A 16,198-nucleotide genomic window follows, 5' to 3' on the forward strand; every position below is an offset into this window, starting at 1 on the left:
CTTTTACGGAGCCATGATGTTCTCGGTGAACCACTTGCGCCAGGTGCCGGTCTTCTCGGCACGCAGCTTGGCGTCGATCACCAGCGTCTGCTTCGCCCACTGATCCGCGGTCGTGAACACGCCCGGCAGTGCTGCGATCTCGGGCTTGACCTTGGCGTTATCGACCACCGGGCTGCCCTTCTTCAGTTCGGCGATCTTCGCCTGCACTTCCGGATCGAGCACGGTGTTGATGAACTTGTAGGCCAGCTCCGCCTTGGTCGAGCCCTTGGTGATGCCCATGGTATCGACGCCGAGCACGGCGCCTTCCTTCGGAATCGCCAGCTTGATCGGCACGCCCTGGGCCTGCATGTAATAGGCGTTCATCGACAGCACGACCTGCACCGGCGTCTCACCCGTGGCAAACAGCTGCTGGCTGTTGGCATCGTTGGTGTAGAACGCCTTGTAGTTCGGCTTCAGCGCCTTCATCTTGGCTTCGCCGACTTCCCAATTCGATGCGTCGCCGCCAGAGAGCTTGGCTGCAACGACCATCACATGGCTCGGATCGAAATCGGGCGACGAGATCATGCCCTTGAGCGCAGGATTCCACAGGCCTTCCCAGCTCTCGAAGCTGACGCCCTTGGGCAACTGATCGGGCAGATAGCCGATGGTGTAGACATAGGCCCAGGCGCCGATGTGATACGGGCTGATCTTGGCCTGCTCCACCAGATGGCTCGCATTCGGGATCTTCGCCATGTCGAGCTTCTCGAACAGATTGTCGTTGGCATAGAGCCAGCCGACATGAGCCGTCGTGAAGGTAACGTCGCTCTCGGGCTTGGCAGCAGCGAGCTTGGCCTGATTGAGGCGATCGATCGTGCCGCCGGTGATGTATTCGACCTTCACGCCGGTCTCGGCAGTGAACTTCTTGGCGATCGCTTCATCGATCAGATCGCGGAAACTTCCACCCCAGGTGCTGACCACCAGCTTCTCCTGGGCGGATGCCTGCCCGCCAATCGCGAGCGTCGACAGCAACATCAATGCAGTAAACTTCAAGGCGCGCTTCATCTCGAAACCTCACAAGGATTATGACCCAGAAAGAAAAGCAAGCATCGTGCCAGACGATTGATTTACCTAAAGAATTTCCGCCGCACGGGCGCGCGCATCCGCACTCATCGATCATGCGAAGGATGAAGCCGCAAACGTCCGATTGATCTCTGTAGTGCCGGCGAAAGACGCGTCGTTACGCCGGAATTTCCGCGATGATGTCGATTTCCATCAGGTATTCAGGCTTGGCGAGGCCCTGCACGATAATCCCCGTCGAAACCGGATAGACGCCCTTCAGCCATTTGCCGACAACGCGATAGACCGGCTCGCGATAGGCGCGATCGGTGATGTAGATGACGATCTTCACCACGTCCTCGAGCTTGGAGCCTGCCTCTTCAAGCAGCACCTTGGCGCATGTCATGGCATTCTCGGTCTGCGCAGCGGCATCACCGATACCGACAATCTTGCCGTCGAGATCCATGGCCGTCTGGCCGCGCACATAAACGGTGTTGTTGGCGCGAACGACCATGCAGACATCGTTGTCGAGCGACTGCTCGGGATACGCATCCTTGGTGTTGAACTTGCGAAAACGCTGATGAGTGGTCATGGAGCAGATCCTCAGGCGGCGAGACGACGGAATGTGCGATCGGAAAAGATCAGGGGCAGCGAAGCTTGGTTGCGAACGTTCAGCACCTCACCTGCGACGATGCGATGCGAGCCGAAATCGAACACGCTGGCGACGCGGCAATCGAAATTGCACAACGCGCCATCGAGCGCAGGCGCGCCGGTGAGCAGTTCCGACCAGTCACCGGCAAGAAAACGGTTGTCGCGCAGTTCAGGGATCAACCCGGCGAAGCTGTTGGCAACACGCTCCTGCGTATCGGACAGAATGTTGGCGACGAACACGCCATTGGCGAGCAGCTTTTCGAGATGGCGATTATCGCGGTGAACGCTGAACACCACCGATGGCGGCTCCATCGAGAGCGAACACAGCGACGACACCGTGACACCCGCGCGCCCCGCTTCGCCATCCGTTGTCACCACCGCCACGCCCGAAGCCGTCATCCGCATGGCGTCGCGGAAGATATCGACCTCGACCAGGGGATGCGCCGCAGCGCTCACGACTTCGCTCCATCGATGCGATCTGACAGACCCGCCGACTTCTTGACGAAATCCAGCGGCCCCGCAAAGTCGAAGCTGTTATAGACCGCCGCCAGATGATTGAAGTGCGGCGCCTGTGCGAATTGCACGAAGGTCAGGCGATGACCGGCATAGTCGGAGTTCAAGAGATCGCGCGCAAAGGCGAGCAGCTTGCGGCGATCGTCGGCCTGCCACTGGTCGTTCAGGGAATAGAACTTGTTGAGCCACTTGCCTGATCCCTCGACCTCGAACGCATCGGCATTCGGGGTGATGCAGATCTGGCCGCCGCACAGCTCGCGGGCGATATGCATCATCGCCGGGAGCTGCGAACAGGCAAACACGCGGCCGGCATAGAGCATCGACTGCTGCGGCATCAGAAGGCCGCCCGGGCTCTTCTCCGCCATGGCGATCGAGGCCGTGAGATGCGCGTTGATGCCTTCGCGGTAGCAGACTAGATCGGCGAGCTTCTCGCGCACCGACTGCAGCTTGTCGAGACCGGTCTGCTTGGCGTTCCACATCGCCGCGCCGATCATCATATCGGCGGTGTAGAGGAGACGCAGCACATAAGGGAATGCCGAGTAACGATGCAGCGTCGAACGGACGAACTGCGCAGCGCGGGTATGGCGATAGAAGAACACGTCTTCCCACGGGATCAGCACGTCGTCGAACACCACCAGCGCCTCGACCTCATCGAAGCGATTTGCAAGCGGATAGTCCTTGGCATTGGCGCTGCTGCGATTGGCGAAGCCGCCGCGGCAGATATGTTTTACGCCCGGCGCGCCCATCTTGACGATGCAGCCCACCGCATAGTCGGACAGCTTCTCATTGGCCCAGGCGCCGACGGTCGGCTTCAGATAGGCCTGATCGGCATAGGCCGCAGCGGTCTCATACTTCGCGCCGCGAATGATGATGCCGGCATCGGTTTCACGGGTGACGTGAACCATCAGGTCCGGATCCTGCTGCTGCGGCGGCAGCGAACGGTCGCCCTTCGGATCGGTATTGGCCGAGACGTGGAAGATGTCCTTCTCGATCACGGCACGGATGTGATGATCAATATTGGCGGCGAAGCGCGGATCAATCTCGGCCAGCACATCGCGCCCATCGGTCAGCGACCACATTTCGCCGATGGTCTCGTCGCCGACGCGGGTGACCACGCCGCCGATGTCCTTCATCACGTGATCGACGGCCCTGATCTTGTCGTGCCAGTCCTTCTGTTCCGTCGGCGGCTTGTAGAAGACCGAATGTGTCTCGTTGTCTTCAACGTAAGTGAGATCGGCGGCGTAACGCTCTTCACGCGCCATGTCATACATGCGGGCCTTGACGTCGATGATCGGCTTCAGCGCCGGGTGCGTGGTCACGTCCTTGACGCGCTCGCCATCGATCCAGACCTCGCGGCCATCGCGAATGCCCTGTTTGTATTCTTCACCCGTGCGGATCATTGATCGGCTCCTGTTCGACTGGACGACAGGGTGCCGAAGGGCCTATCATAAGGAAAATATTTTTATGTTTGGAGATGCATAGGAAAACACGATGAGGTTCTCGCTCCGGGCCCTGCGTTACGTGGTTGAGACGGCCGATGCGGGCAGCGTGACGGAAGCCGCCAAGCGCCTGAACGTGTCACAGCCCTCGATTTCGGCCGCTCTCAGCCAGCTGGAGGCCGAACTCGGCGTCCAGATCTTCATTCGCCATCTCGCCAAGGGCGTGACCCTCTCCCCCGCGGGCCAGCGGCTGGTAAACGACGCGAGACTGCTGCTCGCGCATGCGCGCGATTTTGCCCAGAGCGCCCAATCGCTTGGCAGCACGCTGCACGGCGAGATCGTCGTCGGCAGCTTTTCGACCCTCGCCACACGCTTCATGCCAGGGCTGCTGTCTGGCTTTCGCGAACGCCAGCCGGGCATCTCGGTAAAACTTGAGGAAGGCGACCAGCAGGAGATCATCGATGGGCTGGTCTCTGGACGGACCGAACTCGCGCTGTCCTATTCCTTTGCCGTTCCCGACGAGATCGTCGGTGAGAAATTCTGCGAGCTGCCGCCCTATATCGTGCTGTCGGCGGATCACCCTCTGGCAAACCGGGCGTCGATCAGCCTGACCGAGATGCGCGACGAGCCGTTCATCCTGCTCGACCTGCCGCATTCGCGCGACTATTTCGCCAGCCTGTTTACGGCATCCGGTATCGAGCCACGCATTTCCTTCCGGACCCGGTCATTCGAGCTGATCCGCGGACTGATCGGAAATGGCCAAGGATATTCGATCCACAATGCCGTGCCGCGCACCACCATCGGCTATGACGGCAGCCGCGTCGCCGTGGTTCCCATCACCGAAAAACTGCCGGCCACGCATGTGATGGCGCTGCGTCTGAAACGCCACGCGCTGCGACCGGCGGTGCAGACATTCGCCGACTACGCGCGCGACGCCTTTGCCGTTGGCGGCCAATTCGCGCCGGGCTCAATAGCCCCGGCGCGAATCGACGCGGCTTAGCAGCTCCTGCCCGGACCGCAGCCGGCGCACATTCTCGCCGATCTGCCGCGCAGCCGACCCCGGCAGCGCCACCGATGCGAGATGCGGCGTGATCAGAACATTCTCCATCGCCCAGAGTGGGCTCTCGGAAGACAGTGGCTCAGTCGCGAAAACATCCAGCGTGGCTTCAGCGATGTGGCCGGAGCGCAACGCTTCGATCAGCGCCGGCTCATCGACGATGCTGCCCCTTGAGGCATTGATGAAGACCGCGCCGCGCTTCATTTGTGTCAGACGCTCGGCATTCAGCAGCTCGCGCGTCTGTGGCGTCTGCGGCAGCATACAGACGAGAATGTCGCTATCGCCCAGGATATCCGGCAATGCGGACAGACCGGCCGATGTCTCGATGCCCTCCACCGACTTCAAGGAGTTGGACCAGCCACGCACGCGATAGCCTTGCCGGGCGCATTCGAGCGCCGCGGTCAGGCCGAGTTCGCCAAGGCCGAGAATGCCGACGGTGATGGACTCTGGATCGCGCGGATGGATATAGTGCCAGCGGCGCTCGCGCTGAGCGCGCTCGAAGGCTGGAATGTCGCGCGCATGGCGCATCACCGCGAACAACACATAGCCAGCCATCATCCGCGCCATCTTCGGATCGGACAGGCGCGTGATCAGCACCTCAGGCAGATCGTCACGCCCGACCAGTGCATCGACTCCTGCGCCGAGATTGACGACGAGGCCAAGATTTGGATAACGCGCGAAGAAGCCATGCGGCGGCTTCCAGACAAGTGCCTGCCGTACGCGCGTGGGATCGGTGATATCATCTGCCTGACGCAGATCAATCCCCTCTACGGCGAGCGCTGCACGCCACGTTTCGAAGTCATCGAAGGCGCTGTAGAACGCCATCACCTCCGATGTCATTGCGCGGCCTTTTCGGCAATCAGACGCGATACCGCCGTCAATGCCAGCTCATAGCCCAGCGCGCCGAGCCCGGCGATGACTCCCGTTGCAGCACGCGACACATAGGAGTGATGGCGAAACGGCTCTCGCTTCCAGATATTACTCATATGCGCCTCGATGATCGGCCCCTCGAAAGCGAGCAACGCATCGAGGATCGGTACCGACGAGTAAGTGAGACCGGCGGCATTGATGACGATCCCCTCGGCCTTCTCCCTCGCCTCCTGAATCCAGTCAACCAGAACGCCTTCGTGGTTGGATTGGCGGAAGTCGACCGTCAAGCCGAGCGAAACTGCATGGTCTTCGCAGCGCTTCTTGATCGAGACGAAACTTTCACGGCCATAGGTGCCGCTTTTGTCCAGCCCATAAAGATTGGCATTGGGACCATTGAGGAAATAGACAACTGGAGACGTCATGGCCGCGCTTTCATCTGTCTGGAGGGCAATCGGGTATTCTTGAGAGGCAAGACCGAACCGGGAGAAAATACCAACGAACGAGTGACGTCGGATGATCCCAGATGCTCATCCCTCCACCAACAGGACGCCTGCACCTACGCATCGACGCAGCGCATCCGCAATTTGAACCTTAGAGAGACCCGCTTCGTTGCAGAAATCGAAAGAACCTATGCGGTTCGACGGATTTCAGTATGGTTCAGAGGTTGCTCTTGCCGTAGGTGAAAAGCCCGAAGGCGGCGTCGTCCGTCGCTGGGTAAAAATGTGCGAGGTGACCAATCGAAGAAAACCGGCCGAAAACGTCGGTCCGGATGACATGCGGTGCACGGTCGGCATCCGGCTAGAGCGTTTTCGAGCGAAGTGGGGGCCGGTTTGCGTCTGGAAACGCGTCTAACCAAAAAGCCAGGACCTCGGTTCTGATTCTATCAGAACCGAAAAGGCTCTAGTGCATTGGCGCGTGTTTCAAGGAATCCCTGATTTCACGCCAGATGTTCACACACCAGTTTCTCGCTCCGTGGGTCAACGCGTTTCTCAAGATTCACTCCCGCTACTGCCCTATCTCTTTATTGCGGCGAGCAAGAGTTGTGCCAACAGCAGTACTAAGAGAGCGGCGGCGGATGTAAACTAACGTGGCAGCGCGCCTCCTCCAGTGGCCTGCATTCTATTCATCATCCAGCATACCGCGGCACTGAGCGGCACCGTACAAATTATAGCTGCTTGGCCTTTCGATCACGCTCGTCGTCTGACTGCGCGAGGGTGGAACGCCGTTGCCATCGCCGTAAGCGGCCCCTTTGCGCGGGTCGCCGCGACGAATCTGCAAGCATCTGACAGCTCGACTGTATTTTAACCTATTCAATCTACAGTTGACCAAAGACTCGTCAGAAGTTGAGTAGTTCGGCGCGACGCCGCCAGACGGAACAAGACATGCTTGCAAATCTGAGCCTGAAGGCCCGCATTACAGCAGCACTTGCAGTGTCTGCGGCAGCAACCGCCCTCGCCGTGCTTTTCGGGGCCATGTGGATCATCGGTGGCATCGTCGATCGGGCCGATCGCAGTGAACTGCAAAGCAACTACGATGCCCTAAAGTCGCGATTGATGCAGGAATCCCGCCGGGCGGCGGCCATGAGCGCCGTGGTAGCAACCATTCCGGCGGTGCAGGACGCGGTCGCACGTAACGATCGCGACGCGCTGTTGCAGTTGTTCGGACCGGGCTTCGCCCAGCTCAAGTCGGACTACGGCGTCGACCAATTTCAGTTCCATACGCCATCGGGATTATCCCAGTTCCGGGTGCATCAGCCTGCCAAGTTCGGCGATGATCTGACCGGCTTCCGCAAGACCGTGGTCGTGGCCAATTCGACAATGAAACCCGTTGTCGGCCTGGAAGGCGGCGTCGCCGGCCTCGGCATTCGCGGCGTCGTGCCGGTTGCACAGAAAGACAAACATCTCGGCACTGTCGAGTTCGGGTTGACGTTCGGACAGGGCTTCTTCGACGAGTTCAAGCGCGCGCGCAGCGTCGACGTCGCGTTCTATCTCGCAGGGAATGACGGCTTCAAAACCTTCGGCGGTACGCTGGGCAGCACGAGTTTCTTTGATGCCGACGCCTATCGCAACGCTACGAACGGCAGTTTCATCGTCCGGCAGGGCGAGATGAAGACGACACCCGTGGTCGCCCTGCTGGGACCAATCAAGGACTTCTCCGGTCAATCCATCGGCGCCGTCGAGATCGTCATGGACAACAGCGAATATGCGGCGTCCATCGCGCACGCGCGTCTGCTGGCCGCCAGTATCGCAGCGATCTGTCTGGTGCTAGCTGCCGCCGGGGGCCTTCTGATTGCCCGCGGCATTTCGCGACCAATTCTTGCCATCACGCAGGCGATGCGCGAACTCGCCGAAGGAAATCTGTCGGTCGCCCTGCCGCAACATCGCGGCAAGGACGAAGTTGGCCAGATGGCGCAGGCGGTCGAGGTCTTCAAGCAAAACGCAATCCGGGTCAGCCACTTTCAGGCTGACCAGGATGCGAGTGCTGCACGCGCCGAACAGGAAAAACGTGCGATCTTCGCCTCGCTCGCCGACAGCTTCGAGGGCAATGTCCGCAAGGTCGTTGACCACGTCTCATCGGCTGCGGCAGACATGCAGAACACGGCGCAGTCGATGTCGTCAGTGGTCGAACAGTGCCGGATCCAGTCCAACGAAGTTTCCGATGCGTCATTGTGGGCGACCGACAATGTGCAGACCGTCGCTGCAGCGTCGGAAGAGCTGTCGTCCTCGATCGGCGAGATCAACCGGCAACTGGCGCAATCTTCCGCTGCGGTCGGAAAGGCCGCCGACAGCGGACGGCGCTCCAATGCGCGCATGCAGAGTCTGGCCGCTGCGGCCCAGAAGATCGGCGAGGTCGTCGCCTTGATCAATCACATCGCCAGCCAGACCAATCTTCTGGCGCTGAATGCCACCATCGAGTCGGCGCGCGCCGGCGAGGCTGGCAAGGGATTTGCGGTCGTGGCGGGTGAAGTCAAATCGCTGGCGACCCAGACCGCCAAGGCCACCGAGGAAATCCGCGCCCAGATCGCGTCAATCCAGGGCGAGACCAACGCCGCGGTGGAGGAGATCCAGGCGGTCTGCGCCACCATCGACGAGGTGGACAAGATCTCGTCGGCTATTGCCGCAGCTATTGAAGAACAGGGTGCTGCAACCCAGGAGATTGCCCGCAATGTCAATCAAGCAGCGGCGCGTACCGACGACGTGTCTCGCAACATCTCCAGCGTGACGTCGGGCATTTCCACGACCGGCTCTGCGGCGCAGGAGGTGCTGGGCTCGGCGACAAAACTCGCGTCGCAATCAGAAGTGCTGCGCAACGAAGTCGACCGCTTCCTGGCGAGCATCAGGGCCGCTTAAGAAGTGACAGCGCTTTAGCTGCCCTTCTTGCCGTCCCCCGCGAACTGCTTCAGGAACGCGGCGAGATCCTTGATCTCCTGCTCGTTCTTGATGCCGGCAAAGCTCATCTTGGTGCCGGGGATCTTGCCCTTCGGGTCCTTGATATAGTCGGTGAACACCTGATCATCCCAGGTCAGGCCGGAATTCTTGTTGGCGTCGGAGTAATTGTAGCCCGCTACGGTGCCGGACTTGCGCCCGAACAGACCGTTCAGGATCGGCCCCACGGTGTTCTTCGCGGTCTCACCGACCTGATGGCAGGCGCGGCACTTGTTGAAGGACTTCTCCCCGGCTGCAACATCCTGCGCCATGGCATCGGTTGTCATCAGTGCGAGCGACAGAGCGAGCAGCGAAAAGCGAAACGTCATCCTGATCAAACCTCGATTGCGGTGATTGTCGTGGCGTGTCTGCGAGGGCGGCAAGTCAAGAATGCCGTCGCACTATTCGACCTTAGGGCCGGACTTGCCGTCAGGCGTGACGTCGATGGCCATGGCCCGCCCGGTGACCTTCGGCGCTGGCCGGCAATCCTTCATGCACGGGTTCTTGTTCCAGAACTGCTTCTCTGAGGTCTCACGATCGTCCTCAAAGAACGCCGCTGCATTCGGCATCTTGATCGACGTAAAATTCTTCTCGTTGAGTTCGAATGTCTCGTCCTTGACGATATCGTTCATGCTGAGGATGTAAGCCGTCAGCGCATAGACCTCGTCATTGGTCAGCGACTGCGCATTACCATAGGGCATCGCGCGCTTGATGTAGTCGAACACGGTGGACAGATCGGGCCAGAACGAGCCGACAGTCTTGTCCGGCCGGTCCGCCTTCAACGTCCCGGCGCCGCCGGCAAGCACCGGCCATCGACCGACGCCCTGTCCGAATTCGCCGTGACAGGACGCGCACTTTTCCTGAAACAAATCGTCGCCCTGCTTCACGGTGCCCTTGCCCACCGGAAGACCGCGCCCGTCCGGCCGCACGTCGGTGTCCCACGCGGCGATTTCTTCAGCCGTGGCCGCCCGCCCCAGCCCGAGCTTCGCGGCGGGCTTGGTAGCGTCGCGGCCCGCCATCTGCTGGGCAGCGCTTGGCGCACTCGTGCCGCCGAGCAGACATGCCGCCAGCATTAGTGTCAGGGCATTAGCCGATTTCGACATTTTCAGTCTCCCCGCCCGAACGCACCAGCCAGGTCTGAATGCCGTTATTATGGTAGATCGAATTGACGCCGCGCACCTTGCGCAGATCGTCCTTCGACGGCTGCACATAGCCGGTGGAGTCGATGGCGCGGGACTGGATCATCAGCTCCTGTCCGGTCCAGTCGAAATCCACGTAGAAGCGCACGACGGATTTGTCGAAGACCGGGCCGTCGATGCGCGCAGTCTGCCAGTTGCGGCCGCCATCCATCGAAACATCAACGCGCTTCACGGTGCCGCGCCCGGACCACGCGAGCCCGCTCAGCACATTGCGGCCCTTGTGCTTCAATGGCGCCTGCGGCGACGGATTGGTCACCACCGATTTCGCATCCATCACGAATGTATGCTTGCGGGAATTTCCATCGGCCAGCAGATCCGTATATTTCGACGTCTCCTCGCGGGTCTGCCACGGCTGATCGCCAGCCTCGATGCGGCGCAACCACTTGACCCACAGATTGCCTTCCCAGCCGGGAATGACGGCGCGTAGCGGATAGCCCTGCTCGGGACGTAGCGCCTCGCCGTTCATCGCGAAAGCGATCATGACATCGTTCAGCGCCTTCTCGATCGGCAGCGAGCGGTTCATGCCGGCAGAGTCTGCACCCTCCAGCATCAGCCACTTGGCATTCGGCTTCAGCCCGGCCTCATCCAGCAACACTTTCAGCGGCACGCCGGTATACATCACGTTGTGGATCATGCCGTGCGTGAACTGACAGCCATTGAGCTGACTGCCGCGCCATTCCATGCCGGAATTGGCCGCGCATTCGAGGAAGTACACCTTGTTAACGCGCGGCATCCGCTTGATGTCGTCCATGGTGAAGACCAGCGGCTTGTCGACCAGCCCGTTGATCATCAGCCGGTGATCCGCCGGATTGATCTCGGCCACACCGCCGTGATGCCGCTCGAAGCACAGGCCGGACGGCGTGATGATGCCGTCGAGGTCGTGCAGTGGCGTGAAATTGACCGAGGACTCCGCCGACGCGGTGAGCCACGGAACATCGCGCCGGATCACGTTCTTCTCGAACTTCGAGGGCACGCCGTAAGGATGTTTGTCGACGCCATCGCCGAGATAGCGCTGCCAGTCCTGCACATCCGTAATGAGTGCTTCGGATTTTGCCGTCTCACCTGCGAGCGCCGGAATCGCCGAAAGTGCTGCACCGGCCAGACCCGCTGCGCCGAGAAAGCGACGGCGATTGAGCGTTTCGGTTGAGGTTCGATCAGTCATGCGACCAGCTTTCGTATCTCTGCAATGCAGGGGCCTGCGATCAGGAACCGGTCACCTTGACGGCGGTGTTGGGTTCGATCTTCACGGTCGACACCTTCGCGACATGCGCCGCGACCACGTCCCAGATCGGCGGCCCCTGGGTGTTCTCATTGATGCTGGCCCAGCCCGAGACCGTGTAGGTCTTGCTGGCTTCGATCGGCTTGCCGGACTTCAGATGAGTCATCCCGGAAATGCGCGAACCCATCGGTTTGGAAATATCGATCGCGTAGCCCATGCCGCCCATGCGCACCATGTCGCCACCGCCCTGGAAATAAGGATCGGGGTGGAAGATATTGTCGGCAACGTCCTCCAGCACTTCCTTGATCTGCGTGCCGGTCATCTGGTTGCGATAACAGTTCGGATAGGTGATCGCGGTGGCGTTGGTGATCTGCTCCCAGGTGATCGCATCACCGGGGATCAGCGTGCCGCCCCAGCGGAAGCCGGGCGACAGCACGATCTCCGCATCGCGCTCGGACATCATCGCGTTGCAGATCAGATCGTCGAAAGTGCCGTTGAAATTGCCGCGGCGATACAGCAGCGAATCCGTCTTGCCGATCTCGCGCGCCAGATCCCCCGCGAAAGGTGCCCTCACCTTTTCCACCAGCGCGGTCATTGCCGGATCGGGTTTGATGGCATCGGAGAAGACCGGCATCAGCTTGAAGCGGATATCCGCAACTTTCTTGTCCTTCACCTCGATATCGAGACGCGACACGAACTTGCCGTGCGAGCCGGTGGCGACGAGCACCGTATTGCCGACCTTGATCAGGCCTGGCATCGCGTCATGGGTGTGCGCCGTCAGGATGACATCGAGCCCCTTCACGCGGCCGGCCAGCTTGCGGTCGACATCGAAGCCGTTATGCGACAGCAGCACCACAATGGACGCACCGGCAGCGCGGGCTTCATCCACCTGCTTCTGGATGTCCTCTTCGCGAATGCCGAATTCCCAGTTGGGGAACATCCAGCGCGGATTGGCGACGGCCGTGCGCGGCAGTGCCTGACCGATCACGGCGATGGTGGCGCCGCCGCGCTCGAACATCTTGCGTGCCTCGAACACCGGCTCCTGCCATTCGTTGTCGCGAATGTTCTGTGCGAGGAAGGCGAAAGGTGCGCTATCGGCGATCTGCTTGACGCGCTCGGCGCCGTAAGTGAATTCCCAATGGCCGACCATGGCGTCGAGCTTCAGGGCCGACATCACGTCGACCATGTCCTGCGCCTTGGTCTGCAGTGACGTCCAGCTGCCCTGCCAGCTATCGCCACCATCCAGCAGCAGCACCTTGTCGTCGCCGCGCTCGGCGCGCACGGCGCCGATCAATGTCGCGATACGGTCCATGCCGCCCATGCGGCCGTAATTCTTGGCGAGTGCTACGAAATCATCAGCCGTCAGCGCGAAGGCATCGGCCGTGCCGGCCGCGATCTTGAAGTAGTTGCGAAACTCGGTATCCGTGAGATGCGGCGGCATGCCCTTCACTTCGCCGACGCCGAGATTGACTGACGGCTCGCGGAAGTGCAGCGGCATCAGTTGCGCGTGGGTATCTGCGACATAGAGGATCGTCACCGTGCCCAGCGGATCGAACCGCAGAATATCGGCCTGTGTCAGGCGTTGCTGCGCCGCCGCGCGGCCGAGCGGGCCAAGGCCGCTTCCAATCGTCAGCGCCGACGCAGCCGCCGTCGCTTGCAGGAAATCCCGCCTCGATATCATGATCCACCTATGATCCCTTCCGCTATGGAAGGGTGAATGTTCAGAAGAACGTCAGATCCAGAATCTTCAATTCAGGATCTGCAATACAAAGTCTGCAATCCGTCAGGCCACGGTCAGCTTGTTGGTCGCGACATAGTCGGAGCCGTCGTCATCCTTCCAGGTGAAGGTGAATTCGCCGGACTCGGCAGCCTTATAGAAAAACGACTGATAGGGATTGGCCGAGATGGCGGGATTCCAGTCGGCCTCGAACACCGTCTTGCCGTTGAAGGCTGCGGTGAACTTGTTGATGATCTTGCGCGGCACGACCTTGCCGGCCGCATCCTTGCGCTGGCCGGATTCCATTTCGTGAGAGATCAGCGTCTTGATCTCGATCAGTTCGCCCGGCTTGGCCTGGGTCGGAACGCGAACGCGCGGGGTTGGTTTGGTTGCCATGGGAAAGTCCTCGCCTGATAAATCTGTTCTGTGAACGAAGCCGCGCGACTAGCCGCCGCAGCCGCCGATCGTGACTTTCACATTGGCCTTCGCCATGTGCAGCTTGCCGTTGGACATTTCGGCGATGCAGACGATGTTCTGGGTTTCCGCAAGGCGCATGCGCGTCGAGGCCGAGGCCTTGCCACAGGCAGGCGTGAACCGGTAGCTGACGACGGCCGGCAACGGATTGCCTTCGGCGAACACATGCACCGACTTGACGTAGTCGGCATCGGTCATCGGGCTTTCGATATCGACATTGACCGGGACCACGAGGCCGTTCTCGGCGATCTCGGGCACGTCGAGCTTGATCTTGCCGCTTTCGAATTTCTTGTCGCCATACAGCTTCTTGATTTCGGCGGCGACGGCCTGTTCATCGGCCAACGATAGTCTGGGAGCAAGGATTGCTGCGAGACCGGCGATCGCGGCCATGGCCAGCGTTTCGCGACGGGTCTTCTCGACCGACTTCAAAATCATGAGTGCTTCCTCCTGCGGGATTTGAGCAATCCCTTTACAATAGTATCGCTTGACGATTCCAAGTCTGATCTATCTTATCTGGGACATATCATTATATTCTTTTTCTTGAATGTAAAGATCTGAAATGCACAAGTGCCGCACAGACGGCGATGTGGGAGGGGACAGATGAGGAAGACCGTCATTCGGTCAGCGGCAGCGGCCATTCTGGTACTCTGCGCGGGGAGCTTCGGCAGTCATGCGCAAGACGCCAGCGAGAAAGAGATCGAACGTTATCGCGAGATGATCTCGGACCCGATGTCCAATCCCGGCTATCTCGCCGTCGACCGCGGCGAAGCGCTGTGGAGCGAAGCCCGCGGCACCAAGAACGTCTCGCTGGAAACCTGCAACCTCGGTCTCGGCGCCGGCAAGCTCGAAGGCGCCTTCGCGCAATTGCCGCGCTACTTCGCAGATGCCGACAAGGTCATGGACCTCGAACAGCGCCTGCTGTGGTGCATGCAGAACATTCAGGGTCTCGACACCAAGGATGTCGTCGCGCGGCGCTTTTCAGGCCCGGGCCGTGCGTCGGACATGGAAGACCTCGTCGCTTACATCGCCAACAAATCGAACGGCATGAAGATCGACATTCCGCTGAGCCATCCCAAGGAGCAGGAGATGGTGGCGGTCGGTGAAGCCCTCTTCTATCGCCGCGGCGGCGTCAACGATTTCTCCTGCGCCACCTGCCATGCCGACGACGGCAAGCGCATCCGGCTGCAGGGACTGCCGAACTTCTCCAAGCCCGGCAAGCCGGCGCAGGAAACCATGGGCGGCTGGCCGACCTACCGCGTCTCGCAGGGCGCGTTGCGCACCATGCAGCACCGCCTGTGGGATTGCTTCCGCCAGCAGCGCTGGCCCGTGCCGGAATACGGCTCGGACGTACTGACCGCCCTCACCTCTTTCCTGCAGAAACAAGCGGTGGCCGGCGAACTCAACGTTCCGTCGATCAAGCGATAAGGAGCCCGGGATGAAACGCGTTTTGACACTCGCCGCGCTCGTTCTCGCAGCAGGCTCGCTCACGACATCCGCATCGGCGCAGACCGCTGCCAAGGCGCCGGATCCGGCCCTCGTCGATGCCTATATGAAATCCACCTTCGGCAAGGCGCCGCCGGAATGGCAGGCCCGCATCGAGCCGGACGAAACGCTCAAGACCTGCAATGCCTTTCACAACGAGGTGCCCAGCGCGGAAGCCGACAAGATCACCGCGCGCGAACTGGCGCGGGTGGTGTATCCCGCCGACGGCAAATTTCTCGGCAACTGGAAGGAAGGCGCGAAGATCGCCAATAACGGCCGCGGCGGCCAGTTCTCGGATCCGCCTGATACGGTCGCCGGCGGCAACTGTTACGCCTGCCATCAGATGGAGCAGAAGGAAGTCAGCTACGGCACGCTCGGGCCGAGCCTGACCAATTACGGCAAGGATCGCAAATACGATCCGCAGGAAATCAAGAACGCCTTCACCAAGGTCTACGACTCGCAAGCCATGTTCGCCTGCTCGAACATGCCGCGCTTCGGCGTCAACAAGGTGCTGAGCGAACAGCAGATCAAGGATATTGTGGCTTTCCTGTTCGATCCGGAATCGCCGGTCAACAAGTAACCGAAGCTGAGAGGGGATCGATATGACGATGCGAAACGCATGGATTGCCATCGTCCTGTCGACGCTTGCGTCATCTGCAGTAAAGGCGGAAGAAGCCGTCGTCAGTTACAAGTCCCTCGGACTTGAACTGGCGCTAGATGCCGCGCGTGCGGCGCTGAAGGACTGCCAGAAGCGCGGCTATCAGGTCGCCGTTGCCGTGGTCGATCGCTTCGGTACACCGCAAGTCCTGCTGCGCGATCGCTTTGCCGGACCGCACACGCCGCCGACCGCGACCGGCAAGGCGTGGACCTCCGCGACGTTCCGCAACAGCACCACCGAACTCAATGCGATCAGCCAGCCCGGCATGATGCAGGCCGGGCTGCGCAACCTGCCTGGTGTCGTGATCATCGGCGGCGGCGTCATGATTGAAGGCGGCGGTGCAATGCTGGGCGCCATCGGCGTCTCGGGCGCCCCCGGCGGGGATGCGGACGAAGCCTGCGCCAAGGCAGGCATTGCCGCGATCCAGGACAAGCTTGATTTTTAACCTGGTCGTTAGCG

General features: G+C 60.7%; 17 protein-coding genes. 5 read left to right on the forward strand and 12 right to left on the reverse strand.

Translation table 11 applies throughout. The features are described 5' to 3' along the window. Positions 1 to 3: 3 nt before the first annotated feature. From SFY93_RS22895 to SFY93_RS22910, 4 genes are all read right to left on the reverse strand, one after another. Positions 4 to 1,041: an ABC transporter substrate-binding protein gene (locus SFY93_RS22895; RefSeq protein WP_320444718.1), complete on the reverse strand. Its 1,038-nt coding sequence runs from the start codon at positions 1,039 to 1,041 to the stop codon at positions 4 to 6. A 175-nt stretch (positions 1,042 to 1,216) separates the two neighbouring features. Next, a complete protein-coding gene (locus SFY93_RS22900) occupies positions 1,217 to 1,627 on the reverse strand; it encodes a RidA family protein (RefSeq protein WP_092151745.1) in 411 nt (136 codons plus the stop codon). Positions 1,628 to 1,638: 11 nt separating this feature from the next. Beyond that, positions 1,639 to 2,142, reverse strand: coding sequence for a flavin reductase family protein (locus SFY93_RS22905; protein ID WP_320444719.1), 504 nt, complete (start codon positions 2,140 to 2,142; stop codon positions 1,639 to 1,641). Continuing rightward, entirely contained in the window at positions 2,139 to 3,599 is a 1,461-nt protein-coding gene (locus SFY93_RS22910; RefSeq protein WP_320444720.1) for a 4-hydroxyphenylacetate 3-hydroxylase family protein, read from the reverse strand. The genes SFY93_RS22905 and SFY93_RS22910 overlap by 4 nt, the downstream gene beginning before the upstream one ends. 91 nt (positions 3,600 to 3,690) lie before the next feature. Here SFY93_RS22910 and SFY93_RS22915 point away from each other — a divergent pair, with 91 nt between their 5' ends. Continuing rightward, the gene (locus SFY93_RS22915; RefSeq protein ID WP_320444721.1) at positions 3,691 to 4,638 is read left to right on the forward strand and encodes a LysR family transcriptional regulator; all 948 of its coding nucleotides are present in this window, start codon (positions 3,691 to 3,693) and stop codon (positions 4,636 to 4,638) included. On the opposite strand, the gene SFY93_RS22920 is transcribed toward SFY93_RS22915, so the two are convergent. Both SFY93_RS22920 and SFY93_RS22925 read right to left on the reverse strand, forming a co-directional pair. Further along, positions 4,606 to 5,535: a 2-hydroxyacid dehydrogenase gene (locus tag SFY93_RS22920; protein WP_320444722.1), complete on the reverse strand. Its 930-nt coding sequence runs from the start codon at positions 5,533 to 5,535 to the stop codon at positions 4,606 to 4,608. The genes SFY93_RS22915 and SFY93_RS22920 overlap by 33 nt on opposite strands. Further along, a complete protein-coding gene (locus tag SFY93_RS22925; protein ID WP_320444723.1) occupies positions 5,532 to 5,987 on the reverse strand; it encodes a type II 3-dehydroquinate dehydratase in 456 nt (151 codons plus the stop codon). The genes SFY93_RS22920 and SFY93_RS22925 overlap by 4 nt, the downstream gene beginning before the upstream one ends. A 960-nt stretch (positions 5,988 to 6,947) precedes the next feature. On the opposite strand from SFY93_RS22925, the gene SFY93_RS22930 reads away from it, so the two are divergent. Then, positions 6,948 to 8,915, forward strand: coding sequence for a methyl-accepting chemotaxis protein (locus SFY93_RS22930; protein WP_320444724.1), 1,968 nt, complete (start codon positions 6,948 to 6,950; stop codon positions 8,913 to 8,915). 14 nt (positions 8,916 to 8,929) lie between these two features. On the opposite strand, the gene SFY93_RS22935 is transcribed toward SFY93_RS22930, so the two are convergent. From SFY93_RS22935 to soxY, 6 genes are all read right to left on the reverse strand, one after another. Further along, entirely contained in the window at positions 8,930 to 9,319 is a 390-nt protein-coding gene (locus tag SFY93_RS22935) for a c-type cytochrome (protein WP_320444725.1), read from the reverse strand. A gap of 72 nt (positions 9,320 to 9,391) precedes the next feature. After that, positions 9,392 to 10,093: a c-type cytochrome gene (locus SFY93_RS22940; protein ID WP_320444726.1), complete on the reverse strand. Its 702-nt coding sequence runs from the start codon at positions 10,091 to 10,093 to the stop codon at positions 9,392 to 9,394. Further along, on the reverse strand, positions 10,077 to 11,351 hold the full coding sequence (gene soxC / locus SFY93_RS22945; RefSeq protein WP_320444727.1) for a sulfite dehydrogenase: 1,275 nt from the start codon (positions 11,349 to 11,351) through the stop codon (positions 10,077 to 10,079). The genes SFY93_RS22940 and soxC overlap by 17 nt, the downstream gene beginning before the upstream one ends. A 40-nt stretch (positions 11,352 to 11,391) precedes the next feature. Then, positions 11,392 to 13,089: a thiosulfohydrolase SoxB gene (soxB, locus tag SFY93_RS22950; RefSeq protein WP_320444728.1), complete on the reverse strand. Its 1,698-nt coding sequence runs from the start codon at positions 13,087 to 13,089 to the stop codon at positions 11,392 to 11,394. 102 nt (positions 13,090 to 13,191) lie between these two features. Then, positions 13,192 to 13,521, reverse strand: coding sequence for a thiosulfate oxidation carrier complex protein SoxZ (gene soxZ, locus SFY93_RS22955; RefSeq protein WP_089264796.1), 330 nt, complete (start codon positions 13,519 to 13,521; stop codon positions 13,192 to 13,194). Positions 13,522 to 13,569: 48 nt separating this feature from the next. After that, positions 13,570 to 14,034, reverse strand: a complete 465-nt coding sequence (gene soxY / locus SFY93_RS22960) for a thiosulfate oxidation carrier protein SoxY (RefSeq protein ID WP_068732003.1) — start codon at positions 14,032 to 14,034, stop codon at positions 13,570 to 13,572. Between the two features lie 165 nt (positions 14,035 to 14,199). Between soxY and soxA the strand changes: the two genes are divergently transcribed. From soxA to SFY93_RS22975, 3 genes are read left to right on the forward strand one after another with little or no spacing between them, the layout of a single operon-like run. Next, positions 14,200 to 15,024: a sulfur oxidation c-type cytochrome SoxA gene (gene soxA, locus SFY93_RS22965; RefSeq protein ID WP_320444729.1), complete on the forward strand. Its 825-nt coding sequence runs from the start codon at positions 14,200 to 14,202 to the stop codon at positions 15,022 to 15,024. Positions 15,025 to 15,034: 10 nt separating this feature from the next. Next, positions 15,035 to 15,661: a sulfur oxidation c-type cytochrome SoxX gene (gene soxX, locus SFY93_RS22970; protein WP_320444730.1), complete on the forward strand. Its 627-nt coding sequence runs from the start codon at positions 15,035 to 15,037 to the stop codon at positions 15,659 to 15,661. A gap of 22 nt (positions 15,662 to 15,683) precedes the next feature. Then, positions 15,684 to 16,184 (forward strand): GlcG/HbpS family heme-binding protein, encoded by a 501-nt coding sequence (locus tag SFY93_RS22975; protein WP_414716955.1) that lies wholly within the window; start codon positions 15,684 to 15,686, stop codon positions 16,182 to 16,184. The last annotated feature ends 14 nt before the right edge of the window (positions 16,185 to 16,198 follow it).

It is taken from the genome of Tardiphaga sp. 42S5, from assembly GCF_034044155.1.
Taxonomy (GTDB): domain Bacteria; phylum Pseudomonadota; class Alphaproteobacteria; order Rhizobiales; family Xanthobacteraceae; genus Tardiphaga; species Tardiphaga robiniae.